We start from the raw sequence: 15,681 nt of genomic DNA, 5'->3' as shown, positions 1-15,681 counted from the left end.
GCATCACGACCGATACGCCTCCACGGCGGCACGCAGGGCGGAGGCCGTGCCGTCGAGCACGGTCCGGTTCGGGGACTGCGCGCGGGCGACGATCCCGAACCCGTCCCCGGCCCGGCGGGGCACGAGATGCAGGTGGACGTGGAAGACCTCCTGGCCGGCGGCGACCCCGTCGGCGAGGAACATGTTCACGCCGTCGATCGGCAGGTCGCTCGCGCGCAACGCGGCGGCGATGCGCTGTCCCGCGGCGAACACCTTCGCGCCGTCCTCGGGTGGCAGCTCGGCGAGACCGGACGCGTGCCGCTTCGGGATCACCAGCAGGTGTCCCGGAGTGAACGGACGGATGTCCATGAACGCGATCACGTCCGGTTCGTCGAGCACCACGCTGGCCGGGGCCCGCCCGGCGACGATGGCGCAGAAGATGCAGTTGCTCACGACAGCGGCGCCTCCGCGGCGACCACGGGACGACGGGCGGCCTCGAGCAGCCGCAGCAGCTCGGCCTGCACGGTCGGGCGGTCCCGCACCGGGTCGTCGCTGTGCGCGAGGTACAGCATCGCTTCCTCCACCGCCGCCACGAGCAGGTGCGCGAGCACCGACGTGCGGGTGGACGACCGCTCGTGCGTGTCGGGATCGAGCGACGCGAGCATCCGCTCGATGGCCTTGAGCGACGAGTGCCGGTGCGTCTCGCGGACCTCCGCCCAGCCGAGCACGGCCGGGGCCTCGATGAGCAACAGCCGGCGGGTGGCCGGATCGTAGACGGCGTCGAGCGAGGCGAGCACGGCACGGTTGAACCCGTCCCAGGGGTCTCCGACCGGCTCCTCCGGGAGGAGGGTCTCCTCCGCATCCTTCTGGATGCGCTCGACCACCCCGCGGAACAGCTCCCGCTTGTTCGCGAAGTGGTGGTAGAGCGCACCGCGCGTCACCCCCGCCACCGCGACGATCTCCTCGGTCGCCGCGGCGGCGTAGCCGTCACGCAGGAAGACCTCCTGGGCCGCATCCAACAGGGCCGTGCGCGTGCGCGCAGCGTCCCGTACCCGACCCGAACCTCCGGGCTTCACCGACACTGTTCTCTCCCCTGCTGATACCGCTACCCCCATCGAACACTCCCCCCGGTAGGCGGTTTCCTCGTCGACTACAGGATCGGTGCGGGCGTGTACTTCGCCGCGTCCGGGTACTGCGCCACCAGATCCTGCACCGCTGCCACCACGGCCTCGACCTGCGCCTCGGCCGCACCGGCGAAGACCGCCCGGTCGGCGAGGGCGGCGTCGAGCGCGGCCCGGTCCAGCGGCAGCCGGTCGTCGGCGGCGAGACGGTCGAGCAGGTCCGGTTCGCGGCCCTCCTCGCGCATCGCGAGCGCCACGGCCACGGCGTGCTCCTTGATGACCTCGTGCGCGGTCTCGCGGCCGACACCGGCGCGGACGGCGGCCATGAGCACCTTGGTGGTCGCGAGGAACGGCAGGTAGCGCACGAGTTCCTTCTCGATCACCGCGGGGTAGGCGCCGAACTCGGCGAGGACCGTCAGGAAGGTCTCCATCTGCCCGTCGATGGCGAAGAAGGCGTCGGGCAGTGCGACGCGGCGTACGACCGAGCAGAACACGTCGCCCTCGTTCCACTGCGCGCCGGCCAGCTCGGCGGCCATCGAGGCGTAGCCGCGCAGCACGACCTGCAGGCCGTTGACGCGCTCGCAGGAGCGGGTGTTCATCTTGTGCGGCATCGCCGACGAGCCCACCTGGCCGGGCTGGAAGCCCTCGGTGACGAGCTCGTGGCCCGCCATGAGCCGGATGGTGTGGGCGAACGACGACGGTCCGGCACCGACCTGCACGAGGGCGGAGAGCACGTCGTGGTCGAGCGAACGCGGGTAGACCTGGCCGACGCTGGTGAGCACGTTGGCGAAGCCGAGATGCCCGGCGACCTTCTCCTCGAGCTGCGCGAGCTTGGCGGAGTCGCCGCCGAGCAGGTCGAGCATGTCCTGGGCGGTTCCCATCGGGCCCTTGATGCCGCGCAGCGGGTAGCGGTCGATCAGCTCACGCACCCGCTTCAGGGCGATGAGCAGCTCGTCGGCGGCGGACGCGAACCGCTTGCCGAGCGTGGTGGCCTGGGCCGCGACGTTGTGCGAGCGGCCCGCCATGACGATCGACGAGTACTGGCTCGCCCGCTCGGCGAGGCGGGCGGCGACGGCGACACCGTGCGCGTGGACGTGCTCGAGCGAGCGCAGGATCTGCAGCTGCTCGACGTTCTCCGTCAGGTCACGGCTGGTCATGCCCTTGTGGATGTGCTCGTGACCTGCGAGGGCGTTGAACTCCTCGATGCGGGCCTTCACGTCGTGGCGGGTGACGCGCTCCCGCGCGGCGATCGAGTCGAGGTCGACCTGGTCGATGACACGCTCGTAGTCGGCGATCGCCTCGGCCGGGACCTCGATGCCCAGTTCCGCCTGCGCCCGCAGCACCGCGAGCCACAGCTGCCGCTCGAGCACGATCTTGTGCTCCGGCGACCACAGATCCCTCAGTTCGGGACTGGCGTAGCGGGTGGCGAGGACGTTCGGGATGTGGCTCACAAGAGGCCAGTTTACGGTCCGGTCCCGTCCCGGCGCCGTCCGACCTCTCGCCCTCCCGCTTCACCCGCGGTGTTCGTCCCCGCCGGTGGTCACGCTGCCGGGGTCACCGCTCGGCGGTCGCGCCCTCCGCCGGGGGTGCCACCGATTCGACGACGTCGAGCAGGATCCCGCGGGCGAGCGCGCGCGGATCGGGGTCGGACTCCCCCAGCCCACCGAGGACCGCGCCGTCCACCACCGCCACGAGCCGCCGTACGTCCCGGGTGTGCACCGCGCGACCGCAGCGTTCGAGCAGGTCGGTGAGCAGCTCGTCGACCTGCTCGCGCATCCGTGCCTGCACTGCCCGCAGCTCGGGATAGCGCGCGGTGGCCACGCACCGCTCGTACCGGGAGATCAGCCGTTCGCGTTCGAGCCGGTCGTCGCCCTCGCCGGGACCGATGAGCAGGTCGACGATGAGATCGGCGGTGCCCTCGAGGCTGCGGGGCAGCTCCTCGATGTCGCGGACCCGGGCGCGCATCGCCTCGAGTTCGCGTTCGCCGTTGAAGTGGACGGCGCAGGCGACGAGGTCGTCGAGGGAATCGAAGTAGTAGGTCGTCGAGGCCAGGGGCAGCCCCGCGCGGGTCGCGACGGCACGGTGGCGCACGGCTTCGATGCCGCCCTCGAGAATCAGGTCGGCTGCGGCCTCGACCAGCGCCTGCCGGCGCCGTTCGCCTTTCGGTGTTGCAGCAGTCGACACAGTCTCATGGTGACAGCATCGGCCGCGTCACCAGGGGCGAACGGGATTCCATACCAGCCGGTACTATTGCCGCCGCCCGCGCATGTCGAACGATCGGAGCCGTACCGGATGAGACGTCGCCGCTTCCTCCAGGCCGCCGCCCTCGGCACCGCAGTCGCCGCGATCGGGATTCCCGGCCTCGACCGTCCCCGCGCCTCGGCCCTGCCCATCGGCATCGACGAGTACCGCCGGCTCGTCCCCGAACTGTTCGCTCCGCCGCCGACCCCGCCGTCGCACTCGGAGGTCATCGTGGTGGGCTCCGGCTTCGGTGCGAGCGTCGCCGCGTTGCGGCTCGCCGAGGCCGGCAGCCGGGTCACCGTGCTCGAACGCGGGCTGCGATGGCCCCGCGACCCGCACCGCGAGATCTTCACGACCGACCTGCTCGCCGACGGCCGCGGCTACTACCACCGCACCCAGTTCACCGGCCCGACGGGTATCCCGGTGTGGTGCGACGACTTCGCCGGGGTGCTCGACGTGGTGGACTACCCGCACATGTCGGTCTGGCGCGGCGCCGCGGTCGGCGGCGGGTCGATCGTGTTCACCGGCGTGATGATCGCCCCCGAGCAGCGGTTCTTCGAGCACGTGTTCGGCGACCGGCTCTCCTACCGGGAGATGACCGACGTCTGGTACCCGAAGGTCCGGTCCATGCTGCGCCTGGATCCGATGCCCGACGACATCTACCGGGCCGGCGAGTTCGCGCACTCGCGGCGCTGGGACGCCGACGCCCGCGCCGCCGGATACGAACCGCACCGCATCGACGGCGTGTGGAACTGGGACATCGTGCGCGCCGAACTCGCCGGCTCGGTGCGGCGCTCGGCCGTGGCGGGCGAGAGCAATCTCGGCAACTCCAACGGCGCGAAGTTCGACCTCACGCAGAACTACATCCCCGCCGCCGAGGCGACCGGCCGCGCGCTGGTGTGCCACGCGCACCGCGTCCGCGCCATCGGTCAGGAGCCGAACGGCCGGTTCTGGGTGGACGTCGACGCCGTCGACCCGCTCGGCAACGTCCTGCGTTCGACGACGCTCACCTGTGATCGTCTCGTGCTCGGCGCGGGTTCGATCGGCACCACCGAACTACTGGTCAAGGCCCGGCACACCGGTTCGCTGGCGCATCTCGACGAGCGGGTCGGCCGCGGCTGGGGCACCAACGGCGACGCCGTGCTCGTGCGCTCCCTCGCGTTCACCGAGAACTTCACCGGCGACCAGGGCGCCCCGTCGGCGTCCCGGATCGTCGACGAGTCGGGGATGCCGCTGAGCCTGGAGAACTGGTTCGTCGCGGGCACCGCGAAGGACGTCGGCATGCTCGCCTCGCTGGGCATGACCCTCGACCCGACGCGCGCCGACGTGGTCTACGACCCGGGCGCCGACCGGGCGGTCGTGAACTGGCCGGCCGGGGCGGAACGGGCGAGCATCGACGCGTTGCGGGCGGTGCAGAACCGCATGGCCCAGGCGGGCAACACCTATCCGGGTGCCGAACCGGTGGCCGCGGACGTCAACGCCTCGTTCACCGCGCACCCGCTCGGCGGTGCGGTGCTCGGCGACGCCACCGACGGCTACGGCCGCGTGCACGGGCATCCCGGTCTCTACGTCGTCGACGGCGCGCTGATCCCGGGCAGCACCGGCACGGTCAACCCGTCGCTCACGATCACCGCCCTGGCCGAACGGAACATCGCGCAGATCGTCGCGTCGCGCGGATGACCGGTCAGGCGACGGGCAGCCAGCCCGCCAGCCGGTCGAGTGCAGCGGTGACGTCGGCGGTCGAGCCCGCGAACGACAGTCGCACGGTGTGCCCGCCGTGCACGGTGTCGAAGTCGACGCCGGGCGCCAGCGCCAGACCGGTGTCGTGCAGCAGTCGCGCGCACCACGCCGTCGAGTTCTCCCCGTCGAGCAGGTGCTCGATGTCGGCGTAGACGTAGAAGGCGCCGTCGGCGGGTGCGAGCTTCGTGATGCCCAGATCCGGCAGTCCCTCGAGCAGCAGTTCCCGGTTCACGGCGTAGCGGGCGACGTGCCCGTCGAGTTCGGTGCGGGCCTCGGTGCCGAACGCCTCGATCGCCGCGAACTGGGAGATCGACGGGGGGCACACCGTCATGTTCGACGCGAGCCGCTGCAGCGCCGGGCGCAGCGATGCGGGGGCGAGCATCCAGCCGAGCCGCCAGCCCGTCATCGAGAAGTACTTCGACACCGAGCCGATCACCACGGACTCGCGGGAGGTGGCCCAGGCCGTGGACGTCTCCGGCGATCCGGGGGTTCCGAACTCGATGCCGTGGTAGATCTCGTCGGAGATCAACAGGCTGCCGTGCTCGTCGCACCAGCGGGCCAGGGCGGCCAGTTCTGCGGGCTCGATCATGGTGCCGGTCGGGTTGGCGGGGCTGGCGACCACCACCCCCGCGGGCGGGCTGTCGAGCGCCTCGAGCATCGCGACGGTGGGCTGGTAGCGGGTCTCCGGGCCGCAGTCGAGTTCGACGACGCGGCAGCCGAGCGCGGCGAGCGTGTTGCGGTAGGCGGGATAGCCGGGCCGGGCCACGACGACACTGTCGCCCGGATCGAAGGCCGCGAGGAACACGAGGGTGAAGGCACCCGACGAGCCGGTGGTGACCACGACGTCGTCGGCATCGACGTCGATTCCGTAGCGGTCGTGGTGGTAGCGGGCGATCTCCTCGCGCAACGGCAGGATGCCGAAGGTCTCCGTGTAACCGAGGAGCTCGGCGTCGACGGCCCGCACCGCGGCGCGCAGCACGGGCGCCGGGGCGGGCGTGGAGGGTTGCCCCGCCGCGAGGCTCAGCACGTCGCCGTGGGTGCGCTGCCGCTCGGCGGCTGCCTTCCACACGTCCATGACGTGGAACGTTTCGATATCCGACCGCTTCGATTCGGGACGCACGGCTCGACGGTAGTACGGACGGGCGGTCTCTTACAGCCGGACCCGCTGAGGTCGTACGAGTGCACCCCAGGCGATCGGCAGGTCGACCCGTTCCACGACGGGTTCGGGAGCCGGCGGCGCGGACCGGTCGGCGGTGGTGTCCGCGGCGGCGCCCCCGGTGCCCTCGGGGGCCGGGGTGCGCTCGGGGACGACGGGCAGCAACAGGTGCGAGTCGAAGCAGCCGCCGGTGTGCACGATGTGGAAGCCCTGGTTGATCGTGCGGTCGTGACCGACCCCGGGGTTCTCGTCGAGGTCGTGCCCGGCGACGACGAGCACCAGCGTGGAACCGGCCTCGAAGAAGGTGCTGTGCGGCATGATCTCGATGTCGACCGGCACGATCTGCTCGGGCAGCAGCGGCCAGTACTTCGTCAGGTCGTGCACCGGCCGGTAGGCGGTGGAGGCCTCCGGGTCGAGTGCGCGCCGCGACACCCGCACCCAGCCGTGCGCGGCGTAGGCCTTCTCGTAGCCGCTGTGACCCTCGAACCAGACGTCGCGGCCGTGCGCGTCGCGCTTGGCGAGACCGACGAACAGGTCCATGTCGTTGGCGTCCTTGGCCTGCACCCACAGCCGCAGCGCGGCGTGCCCGGTGATCTCGGTGTCCTCGGCGAAGGTGTGGGTGAAGTGCAGTTCGTCGCCGGCGACCGGGAAGGTGCGGCGGGAGCGACGCTCCTCCGGGAGGGTGGGCGTCAGCTCCGAACCCTCGTGGTCGAGATAGAACGGCACGTAGCGGGTGTCCGGCAGCGGCCACTCCGCCTCGAACCGTTCGGAGTAGGTGCGCAGGTCGTGGCGGGTCTCGATGCGGACCCGCGGGGTGGCGTCGAAGCCGTTGTCCTCGTCCTTGAGGAAACGGTCGAAGAAGCGGCGCTGCACGTCGAGGGCGTCGCTGCTGTAGAAGGTCTGCCACATCTTGCGGCCGTGGGTGTACAGCCACTTGTGCTGCGAGCCGATTCGCCGGAAGCCCTCGACCGAGCCGCGGGTGCGCGGCCCCTGATCCGACCAGGACGCCCCGACGAGGGCGGGGACGGTGATGTCCTCGAGGCGGGGTGCGGGGGCGATGTGCCGGAAGGCGGCGGGGAACCGGCGCAGCATCCAGGGGGTGAGGCGGGTCAGGGAGGAGACGGCGCAGCGGGCGCCCCGGCTCAGGGCGCCGTGCCAGAACTCGCTGTAGCGGGTCTCGGGGAGGCCGCCGTGGGTGAGGATGTCGCGGCAGGGATCGCTCACGCCCTCCCAGGGGGCGATGGCGGCGAGGTACGGCGGGTTCAGTGCGGCGGTGTACCACTGCAGGGTGGCGAGGTAGTCGGCGCCGGCGAGCCCGACCTTCCCGTTGCTCCACGGTTGACCGCCTGCCCATTCGACGACGGCCGCGCAGTCGAGGGCCGCCCGGCCGAGCATCAGCCGGGGGCGGCCCCCGCTGGAGAAATAACCGCGCATGTCGACGACGACGAGGACGTAGCCGCGCGGCACCCAGTAGGCGGGGTCGGGCGCCTCGAAGGAGGTGCACTCGCTGAGTTCGAGTGCGCCGACGTAGTTGCCGGATTCGGCGAGTGCGTCGAAGTCCACGGGATATCCGTCGACCCCGGTGTCCTTGCCGTAGGGGGTCACGGCCACGAGAACGGGGCACGGTTCGTCGCTGTCCGCGCGGCGGTACACGTCGGCGCGGAGGACGGTGCCGTCCCCGAGGCGCACGGGCACGTCGCGTTCGACGACGACGTCGTCCGGCAGGCCGTACACGACAACGCTGTGGTGTCTCAGCGGGGTCGGGTCCGATGCCGTCTTCCGTTCACGAGAACCCATGCAGTCACCCCCCGGCATCGAAGTTGCACCGAGTGTGCAACACGCACCGGGTGGGTGCAAGGTGAGCGCCGAGGGTGAATCCGGGCCTTCGGGTCAGACGGAGATGCGACCCTCGACGGCGGCGAGACCGATGTCGCGGCGGAAGTGACCGCCGGGCAGCTTGATCGTCGCGAGCTTGTCGTAGGCCGCCTGCCGGGCCGCGGACAGGTCGTCGCCGACCCCGATCACGTTGAGGACGCGGCCGCCGGAGGAGACCAGCGCGCCGTCCTCGCGGAGCTTGGTGCCTGCGTGCAGCACGGTGTCGCCCTCGGCGCCGGTGATGACGTCGCCGCTGCGCGGGGTGGCCGGGTAGTGCTCGGCGGCGAGGACCACGGTGATCGCGGCGCCGTCGCGCCAGCGCAGCGGCGGCAGATCGGCGAGGGTGCCGGTGGCGACCGCGTTCAGCGCTCCACCCAGCGGGGATTCGAGCAGGGCCAGCACGGCCTGCGTCTCGGGGTCGCCGAAGCGGCAGTTGAACTCGACGACCGCGGGGCCCTCGGCCCCGATCGCCAGGCCGGCGTAGAGCAGGCCGGAGAAGCCACAGCCGCGACGGACCATCTCGGCGGCGACGGGCTCGACGACCTCGGAGACGATGCGCTCGACGGTGCCCTCGGGCAGCCACGGCAACGGCGTGTACGCGCCCATGCCGCCGGTGTTGGGGCCGGTGTCGCCCTCGCCGACGCGCTTGTGGTCCTGCGCCGGGAGCAGCGGCACGACGGTCTCGCCGTCGACGAGGCAGAAGAGGGAGACTTCGGGGCCGTCGAGGAAGGACTCCAGCAGCACCGGGTGGCCGTTCTCGAGGATCTCGACGGCATGGTCGCGGGCGGCGGCACGGTCGGCGGTGACGACGACGCCCTTGCCGGCGGCGAGACCGTCGTCCTTGACGACCCAGGTCGGGCCGAAACGGTCGAGCGCCTCGTCGATCGTGGCGGTGGAGTCGACGACCTCGCTGTGAGCGGTGCGCACTCCGGCGGCGGCCATGACGTCCTTGGCGAACGCCTTCGAACCCTCGATGCGGGCCGCGGCGGCGGACGGACCGAAGCACGGGATGCCGGCGGCACGCACGGCGTCGGCGACGCCGAGGACGAGCGGCACCTCGGGGCCGATGACGACGAGGTCGACCTTCTGCTCGGTGGCCAGCGCGACGACCTGCTCGGCGGAGGCCGCGTCCACCGGGAACACCTCGGCGACGGACGCGATACCCGGGTTGCCGGGCGCGGCCAGCACGGCGGTCACGCCGGGGTCGCGGGACAGAGCCAGAGCAAGAGCATGTTCACGGGCACCGGAGCCGATAACGAGTACGCGCACGCAGGACAGACTACGGGACCGGTCTCCACACCAGATCGGCACGGCCACGGGTGTGGACGACGGCTTCGACGTTCGGCAGATCGACGGTGCGCACCCACTCGCGGGCGCGGTCGTCGTCGCGGCCGTGGTGCCGATGCCGGCGCACCAGCCTCCGGGCCAGGGTGCGCCGCGGCACGTCGAGGTAGATCACCAGGTCGAGCAGGGGTCGGATGCGTTCCCATCCCCCGGTCTCGAAGAGCAGGTAGTTGCCCTCGGTGACGACCACCTTCGCACCCGGCGGCACGGTGTGGACGGCGGCGATCGGCTCGTCGAGGTCGCGGGAGAAGTCGGGGGCGTAGATCGTCTCGTCGCGGCAGGTGCGCACCCGTTCGAGCATGGCGCGGAAGCCGGCGACGTCGAAGGTGTCGGGGGCGCCCTTGCGGGAGCGGGCCCCGAAGGTGTCGAGCTGCCGGTTGGACAGGTGGTAGCCGTCCATCGGCACCTGGCCGGTCTCGACCCCGGCGCGGCGGAGGGCGTAGACGAGCATGGCGCCAGCCCGGCTCTTGCCGGCGCCGGGTGGTCCGCACAGGCCGACGACGGTCCGCCGGTCGCCGGGCAGTCCTACGAGGACGTGCGTGACGAGTTCGTCGACGAGGGTGCGCAGGGGTGCCTCACGCACGTTCTCCTCGCCTCCCATGACGGTGACGATACGGCGGGCGGGTTGCGGTGCAACGCTGTCCGGACCTCGACACGCGGCAGCCACACCACTATCGTTTTTTCGTAAGTCCGGAATTGCGAAGAAACGAACCGCGACAGGAACGGACGGTCCCATGACCGACAGGACCCGCACGGTCGCCGCAACCACGAGCCTCGTCGTCGTCCTGGCCGGAGGCACCCTCACCGGGCGCACCGAGGGAGGAGCGGACGACCGGCCGGCCCCCACGCCGGTCACCGTCGAGTGCGAGACCTCCCCCGCCGCCGACGTCACCACCGCCGAGGGCTGGATCGGCTACCTCGCCGAACATCCCGACACCGTCGCCCTCGCGCTCGACGACGGCACCGGCGGCACCCTCGGGCACCGCGCCGACGAACAGCACCCCCTCGCGTCCGCGGTAAAGGTCGTGCACCTCGCCGCCTACGCCCGCGCGGTGGCCGACGGCGACCTCGATCCCGCCGAGCCGGTCCCCCTGGCCGACTGGGAGCGGTGGTATCTGCCCGGCACCGACGGAGACGCCCACCCCCGCGCGCTCGAACGGCTCGGCGTGAGCGACCCCGCCTCCCCGGCCCGCCCCGGCGTCACCGTCCGTCTCGACGACATGGTCTCGGCGATGATCCGGGAGAGCGACAACGCCGTGCCCGACTACCTGCGCGACCGCCTCGGCGACGAGGCGCTGCGCCAGGCCGCGGCCCGCGGCGGCTGGGACGGTTTCGAGCCACCGACGATGCTCGGCACCACCATCGCGATGTTCGACCCGGCACTCGACGACCGCGACGCTGTGTGGGAGGCCGCCCGCCGCTACGCCACCGACCCGGCCTATCGCGAGCAGATCCTGCAGACCCCCGTGGCCGGGGACGTGTTCACCCGCATGGACCGCATCCAGCGTTTCGGCAACACCGGCTCCGCCGTGCAACTCGCGGCGCTGCACCGGTCCGTCGCGGAGGGCTCGTTCGGGGCGGGCGCCGACCTCGCCCGGGCCCACCTCGAATGGCAGCAGGCCGCTCCCCCGGGCTTCGAAGGGCTCGGGTTCAAGGGCGGCAGTCTGCCCGGCATCCTCACCGACGCGTTCGCCTTCCGCCGCGCCGACGGCACGGTCGCGACCGCCGTGATCCTCACCGCCGGCATGGCCCCGGAGGAGTACGCGGAGGCGACCGCGTCCTACGCGCACCAGCAGCTGCTGGTCGCGGCGACCACCGATCCCGACGTCCGGGAACGGATACGCTGCGCGCTGTGAACGACGAGTACGAGGCCCGTCTCGCGGATCTCGAGCGGCGGGTGAGCATCCTCGAGGGCACCGCCGCCGGGAGTGTGCAGCAGGCCCCGGACGCCGCCGGGAGTGTCGGCTACGGCGGGACGGTCGCGCTGGACGGGACCGTGCGGTGGAACATCGAGTACGACGCGCAGGCCGCCCTCGCACTCGACGCCACCGCCGTCGCCGCCGTGCTCGACGCGCTCGGCAACCCCACCCGCCTCGGGATCGTGCGGACCCTGCTGCGCGGCCCCGCGACCGCCACCGAACTGCAGGAGGCCGCGGGTCTGGCTTCGTCAGGGCGGCTCTACCACCACCTCAGGACCCTGTCGGCCGCGCAGGTCGTCGAGCAGGAGAGCCGCAACCGCTACCGCATCGCCCCCGAGAAGGTGATGCCGCTGCTCGTGCTCACCGTCGCCGCCGCGGATGTCGGTGAACGACTCTGATCCGCTCGCCTATCCTCCCCCTATGGCTTCCGTCTTCAGCAAGATCATCGCCGGCGAGCTGCCGGGCCGCTTCGTGTGGAAGGACGACGACGTCGTCTCGTTCCTGACCATCAACCCCTTCACCGAGGGACACGTGCTGGTCGTCCCGCGGCAGGAGGTCGACCACTGGCAGAGCATCGACGACGATCTGTGGGCGAAGGTGAACAACGTGGCCCGCGTCCTCGGCCGCGCGGTCACCGCCGCCTACGACGCGCCGCGCGCGGGCCTGATGATCGCGGGTCTCGAGGTGCCGCACCTGCACCTGCACGTCTTCCCCGCCTACAGCCTCGGCGACTTCGACTTCGCGACCGCCGAGAAGGACCCCTCACCCGAGTCGCTCGACCGCGCCCAGCAGAAGATCAAGGCCGCCCTGCGCGAGCAGGGACACGGCGAGTTCGTCCCCGAGGACTGACCGATCCGGAGCGTCGACCGGCCGTGGGAACAACTTCCCGCGGCCGGTCGTTGACCTCCTCGTGCCTTCCACTCCCCCGATGCCGGCCGAGCCGCTCTCCGTCCCCGCCGACAGTCGAGCCGGACGTCTGATCGCCGTCCTCGTCGGTGCGGCCTTCGTGGTCATCCTCAACGAGACGATCATGTCCGTCGCGATCCCCAGTCTCATGCAGACCTTCTCCGTGGGGGCCGCGACCGCGCAGTGGCTCACCACGGCCTTCATGCTCACCATGGCCGTCGTCATCCCGGTGACCGGCTATCTGCTCACCCGGTTGCCGCTGCGCACCGTCTTCGCGATCGCGATGGGCAGCTTCCTGGTGGGCACCCTGATCGCGGCGACCGCCCCCGTCTTCTGGGCGCTGGTCCTCGGCCGCGTGGTGCAGGCCGTCGGTACCGCCGTGATGCTGCCGCTGTTGTTCACCACCGTCCTCAACGTCGTCCCGGCCGCGCGTCGCGGCCGCACGATGGGTGTGATCTCCATCGTCATCGCGGTCGCTCCCGCCGTCGGCCCGACCATCGGCGGCGTGGTGCTCGACCAGCTGAGCTGGCGCTGGATGTTCTGGCTGGTCGTGCCGATCGCGGTCGTCGCGACGATGCTCGGCCTGAGCTGGATCCGCAACGTCACCGAGCCGGTGCCGGTGCCGCTGGACGCGCTGTCGGTGGTGCTGTCGGCGTTCGCGTTCGCCGGTCTGGTGTTCGGGCTGAGCAGCCTGGGTGAGGCCGCCGAGGGTGATCCGCTGCTGCCGCCCTGGCTGCCGCTGACCGTCGGTGTGGTCGCCCTGGCGTTGTTCGTGGTGCGCCAGCTGAAGCTCCGCGACGACGCGCTGCTGGACCTGCGGGCCTTCGCCGTCCCGGCGTTCTCCCTCGCCGTCGCGCTGGTGTCGGTGAGCATGATGTCGCTGTTCGGCACCCTGATCCTGCTGCCGATCTACCTGCAGAACGTGCTGGGCGAGTCCACGCTGAAGACGGGCCTGATGCTGCTGCCCGGCGGCCTCGTGATGGGCCTGCTCGGCTATGTCGTGGGCCGGTTGTTCGACCGATTCGGCCCGCGTCCGCTGGTCGCCCCGGGTGCGCTCGTCACCTGCATCGCGATGTGGGGCATGACGTCCTTCGACGCCGTGACCGGCGTGGGCACGGTCATCGCCTGGCACGTGGTGCTCAACATCGGCCTCGCGTTGATGTTCTCGCCGCTGCTGACCTCGGCGCTCGGTGCGCTGCCGCAGCGTCTGTACTCGCACGGCAGCGCCATCGTGAGCACGATGCAGCAGGTCGCGGGCGCGGCGGGCACCGCCCTGTTCATCACGGTGCTGACGCGCACGACGGTCGCCGGCGCCGAGAGCGGCACCGATCCGGCCGTGGCGCTCGAGGACGGTGTCCACGGCGCCTTCGTGTGGGGGGCGGTGATCGCCGTCGTCGCCGTCGTCGGGTCGCTGTTCGTCCGGCGCGCGCCGGAACCCGAACTCGATCCCGTGCCGCCGGCTGCCCAGGACGACCCCGAGGTGTCCGTCTCCCGGTAGTTCCCGCAGGTTCTACGCGTCGGTCGTCGCGGTCTCCGGTTCGACGCTCTGGTCGGATCCGGTCCCGTCCGCGGTGGCCGGCGCGTCTGCGTCGGGGTCGGCGAGGAAGTCCGTCAGCTCCACCCACGAGGTGTCGCGGGCCGTGCTGCCCGTGAGCATGCCCAGGTGCGTGCCCGGCACGCGGACGAACCGCACCCGGGCGCCTGAGAGCAACCGCGTCACCGGCTCGACCGCCGCGACCGGCGCGAGCACGTCCTCGGTACCGCCGAAGGCGAGCACGGGCACCGTGACATCGGCGAGGTCGACGACCCGGTCGTCGAGGTGCAGCCGGCCGGTGGCGAGTTCGTTGTCGATGGTCACGCGCGTCGCGAGCTGGCGGAACACCCGGCCCGCGTAGCCGTAGATCTCGTCCTGGAAGCGGTCGACGCGTTCCATCCGGGCGAGGGTCTCGGTGTCGGCGATGTGGGTGGCGACGAACAGCGGCCGGTTGATCTCCCGTTCGATCGCGGTGAGGCGGTAGGCGGTGCGCACGATGGGGGCGGGCACGCCGCCGAAGAGGTGCTCGAGCAGACCGAGGGTCGGTTCGGCGACGAACCGGCCGACGAGCCGCGCGGGCGCCATAACGGGGATCCGGGAATAGTCGAGCGGGCTGCCGAAGGCCGTGAGCGACCGGATCGGCAGGTCGGGGTGAGCGGCGGCGGTGAGCATGGCCAGGGTGCCGCCGATGCTCCACGCGACGACGTCCACCTCCCGGTTGCCGCACAGTTCGGAGGTGCGCTCGATCGACTCGGGCAACACCTCGTCGATCCAGAACTCGAGCCCGAGATCGCGGTCCTCGGAGGTCATCTCGCCGTATTCGACGAGGAAGACGCTGCGTCCGGCGTCGAGCAGGTGCCGCACGAGGCTCTGCTCGGGCATGAGGTCGAAGCAGGTCGGCGACGCCGCGAGCGGGGTCACCAGCAGGACGGGCGGACCCGCGTCCTCGGGGCCGAAGCGGCGCAGGGTGCGGTGCGGCCCGTCCCCGACGACCACCGAGGGAGTGCGGTGCGGGGGCGCGATCCCGTCGGCGACGAACAACGACCACGCGTTCCGTGCAGCCTTCGTCACCACGTCCGTCAGCCCCATGTGCCGATTCCTCCCCTGCTCACCCGAACGTTCCGTTGTGCGCCCTCACGATAACGGTGGGTCCGGGTCACGAGCAGGCCACGGTGCGGTAGGGGCCGGTGACGGCGGGCCGTCGGGTGCCGGTGCTATCAAGGGTCCATGACGTGCTCGCACTGCAATCAGGACATCGACCACTGCCACGGCACCCTGGTGCTGCACGCGGTGACTCCCGCCCAGTGCACCGAACCGGACTGCACCGACCTCGATCTCGTCCGGCACACCCTGGTGCTCGACTGCACCGAGATCGACGGTGGCTGCTCGTGCACCGTCGTTGCGCAGGAAGATCATCTGTTGCGCATTTCCTGAACGATTTGCCATCCGCCGTCCGGAATTCCTAGTCTTTTCGCAGGTGGTCGGAAACGACCTCCCGGACGAGCGCACCGTACCCGGCGAGCGACAAGACGGTGCAGGAGTTGTGCATCATGGCTTGGATCGTTCTCGTCCTGTCCGGTGTCCTCGAAGCGGTCTGGGCGACCGCACTCGGCCGGTCCGCAGGATTCACCCGATTGTGGCCGTCGCTCACCTTCGGCGCCGCCCTCCTCCTGAGCATGGCCGGTCTGGCCTATGCGATGCGCACCCTGCCGGTGGGCACCTCCTACGCGGTGTGGGTCGGTATCGGCGCTGCTCTTACCGTGGGTTACGCGATGGCGACCGGCACCGAGACCGCGTCGCTGCTGAAGATCCTGTTCATCGTGGGCATCGTCGGGTGCGTCATCGGCCTCAAACTCGTGCACTGAC

General features: G+C 71.3%; 16 protein-coding genes and 1 riboswitch. Of the genes, 7 read left to right on the top strand and 9 right to left on the bottom strand.

The annotated features are described in order from the left end of the window. Positions 1–3 precede the first annotated feature (3 nt). The 4 genes from OED52_RS02920 to OED52_RS02905 all read right to left on the bottom strand — a co-directional run bounded on the left by OED52_RS02920 (position 4) and on the right by OED52_RS02905 (position 3,284). Positions 4–432, bottom strand: a complete 429-nt coding sequence (locus tag OED52_RS02920; RefSeq protein WP_264153202.1) for an HIT family protein — start codon at positions 430–432, stop codon at positions 4–6. Next, on the bottom strand, positions 429–1,061 hold the full coding sequence (locus tag OED52_RS02915) for a TetR/AcrR family transcriptional regulator (protein WP_264153201.1): 633 nt from the start codon (positions 1,059–1,061) through the stop codon (positions 429–431). The genes OED52_RS02920 and OED52_RS02915 overlap by 4 nt, the downstream gene beginning before the upstream one ends. A 68-nt stretch (positions 1,062–1,129) precedes the next feature. Continuing rightward, positions 1,130–2,551: an adenylosuccinate lyase gene (gene purB / locus OED52_RS02910; RefSeq protein WP_264153200.1), complete on the bottom strand. Its 1,422-nt coding sequence runs from the start codon at positions 2,549–2,551 to the stop codon at positions 1,130–1,132. 103 nt (positions 2,552–2,654) lie between these two features. Further along, positions 2,655–3,284, bottom strand: a complete 630-nt coding sequence (locus OED52_RS02905; protein ID WP_264153199.1) for a TetR/AcrR family transcriptional regulator — start codon at positions 3,282–3,284, stop codon at positions 2,655–2,657. Positions 3,285–3,392: 108 nt separating this feature from the next. Between OED52_RS02905 and OED52_RS02900 the strand changes: the two genes are divergently transcribed. Further along, positions 3,393–5,021 (top strand): GMC oxidoreductase, encoded by a 1,629-nt coding sequence (locus OED52_RS02900; protein ID WP_264153198.1) that lies wholly within the window; start codon positions 3,393–3,395, stop codon positions 5,019–5,021. Positions 5,022–5,025: 4 nt separating this feature from the next. Here OED52_RS02900 and OED52_RS02895 read toward each other — a convergent pair whose 3' ends face one another. The 4 genes from OED52_RS02895 to OED52_RS02880 all read right to left on the bottom strand — a co-directional run bounded on the left by OED52_RS02895 (position 5,026) and on the right by OED52_RS02880 (position 10,057). Next, positions 5,026–6,201 carry a pyridoxal phosphate-dependent aminotransferase gene (locus OED52_RS02895; RefSeq protein ID WP_264153197.1) on the bottom strand — a complete coding sequence of 392 codons (1,176 nt, stop codon included), beginning with the start codon at positions 6,199–6,201 and terminating at the stop codon, positions 5,026–5,028. A 30-nt stretch (positions 6,202–6,231) separates the two neighbouring features. Continuing rightward, a complete protein-coding gene (locus OED52_RS02890; RefSeq protein ID WP_264153196.1) occupies positions 6,232–7,971 on the bottom strand; it encodes a CocE/NonD family hydrolase in 1,740 nt (579 codons plus the stop codon). Between the two features lie 156 nt (positions 7,972–8,127). Further along, on the bottom strand, positions 8,128–9,381 hold the full coding sequence (gene purD, locus OED52_RS02885; protein WP_264153195.1) for a phosphoribosylamine--glycine ligase: 1,254 nt from the start codon (positions 9,379–9,381) through the stop codon (positions 8,128–8,130). Positions 9,382–9,391: 10 nt separating this feature from the next. After that, on the bottom strand, positions 9,392–10,057 hold the full coding sequence (locus OED52_RS02880) for a nucleoside/nucleotide kinase family protein (protein ID WP_264153194.1): 666 nt from the start codon (positions 10,055–10,057) through the stop codon (positions 9,392–9,394). A gap of 133 nt (positions 10,058–10,190) precedes the next feature. Here OED52_RS02880 and OED52_RS02875 point away from each other — a divergent pair, with 133 nt between their 5' ends. From OED52_RS02875 to OED52_RS02860, 4 genes are all read left to right on the top strand, one after another. Beyond that, positions 10,191–11,312, top strand: a complete 1,122-nt coding sequence (locus OED52_RS02875) for a class A beta-lactamase-related serine hydrolase (RefSeq protein ID WP_264153193.1) — start codon at positions 10,191–10,193, stop codon at positions 11,310–11,312. Continuing rightward, the gene (locus OED52_RS02870; RefSeq protein WP_264153192.1) at positions 11,309–11,773 is read left to right on the top strand and encodes an ArsR/SmtB family transcription factor; all 465 of its coding nucleotides are present in this window, start codon (positions 11,309–11,311) and stop codon (positions 11,771–11,773) included. Before OED52_RS02875 ends, OED52_RS02870 begins: the two co-directional genes overlap by 4 nt. Positions 11,774–11,795: 22 nt before the next feature. After that, the gene (locus OED52_RS02865) at positions 11,796–12,224 is read left to right on the top strand and encodes an HIT family protein (RefSeq protein WP_264153191.1); all 429 of its coding nucleotides are present in this window, start codon (positions 11,796–11,798) and stop codon (positions 12,222–12,224) included. Between the two features lie 79 nt (positions 12,225–12,303). Then, positions 12,304–13,779 (top strand): MDR family MFS transporter, encoded by a 1,476-nt coding sequence (locus OED52_RS02860; RefSeq protein ID WP_264153190.1) that lies wholly within the window; start codon positions 12,304–12,306, stop codon positions 13,777–13,779. Positions 13,780–13,791: 12 nt separating this feature from the next. Here OED52_RS02860 and OED52_RS02855 read toward each other — a convergent pair whose 3' ends face one another. Continuing rightward, positions 13,792–14,904, bottom strand: coding sequence for an alpha/beta fold hydrolase (locus OED52_RS02855; protein ID WP_264153189.1), 1,113 nt, complete (start codon positions 14,902–14,904; stop codon positions 13,792–13,794). A 138-nt stretch (positions 14,905–15,042) separates the two neighbouring features. Here OED52_RS02855 and OED52_RS02850 point away from each other — a divergent pair, with 138 nt between their 5' ends. Continuing rightward, positions 15,043–15,249, top strand: coding sequence for a hypothetical protein (locus tag OED52_RS02850; protein WP_264153188.1), 207 nt, complete (start codon positions 15,043–15,045; stop codon positions 15,247–15,249). Positions 15,250–15,289: 40 nt separating this feature from the next. Next, a riboswitch (guanidine-III (ykkC-III) riboswitch) is annotated at positions 15,290–15,354 on the top strand. Between the two features lie 11 nt (positions 15,355–15,365). Then, entirely contained in the window at positions 15,366–15,680 is a 315-nt protein-coding gene (locus tag OED52_RS02845) for a DMT family transporter (protein WP_264153187.1), read from the top strand. The last annotated feature ends 1 nt before the right edge of the window (position 15,681 follow it).

The organism is Rhodococcus sp. Z13 (genome assembly GCF_025837095.1).
Classification (GTDB): Bacteria; Actinomycetota; Actinomycetes; order Mycobacteriales; family Mycobacteriaceae; genus Rhodococcus; species Rhodococcus sacchari.
The sequence above is the reverse complement of the archived record's forward strand: the minus strand, read 5'-3'. Positions and strand labels throughout refer to the sequence as shown.

Bases quoted from the DNA above. Each gene is read 5' to 3' on its own strand.
- OED52_RS02850 (WP_264153188.1), top strand. From the start codon at position 15,043: ATGACGTGCTCGCACTGCAATCAGGACATCGACCACTGCCACGGCACC.
- OED52_RS02845 (WP_264153187.1), top strand. From the start codon at position 15,366: ATGGCTTGGATCGTTCTCGTCCTGTCCGGTGTCCTCGAAGCGGTCTGG.
- OED52_RS02865 (WP_264153191.1), top strand. From the start codon at position 11,796: ATGGCTTCCGTCTTCAGCAAGATCATCGCCGGCGAGCTGCCGGGCCGC.
- OED52_RS02855 (WP_264153189.1), bottom strand. From the start codon at position 14,904: ATGGGGCTGACGGACGTGGTGACGAAGGCTGCACGGAACGCGTGGTCG.
- OED52_RS02875 (WP_264153193.1), top strand. From the start codon at position 10,191: ATGACCGACAGGACCCGCACGGTCGCCGCAACCACGAGCCTCGTCGTC.
- OED52_RS02860 (WP_264153190.1), top strand. From the start codon at position 12,304: ATGCCGGCCGAGCCGCTCTCCGTCCCCGCCGACAGTCGAGCCGGACGT.
- OED52_RS02900 (WP_264153198.1), top strand. From the start codon at position 3,393: ATGAGACGTCGCCGCTTCCTCCAGGCCGCCGCCCTCGGCACCGCAGTC.
- OED52_RS02880 (WP_264153194.1), bottom strand. From the start codon at position 10,057: ATGGGAGGCGAGGAGAACGTGCGTGAGGCACCCCTGCGCACCCTCGTC.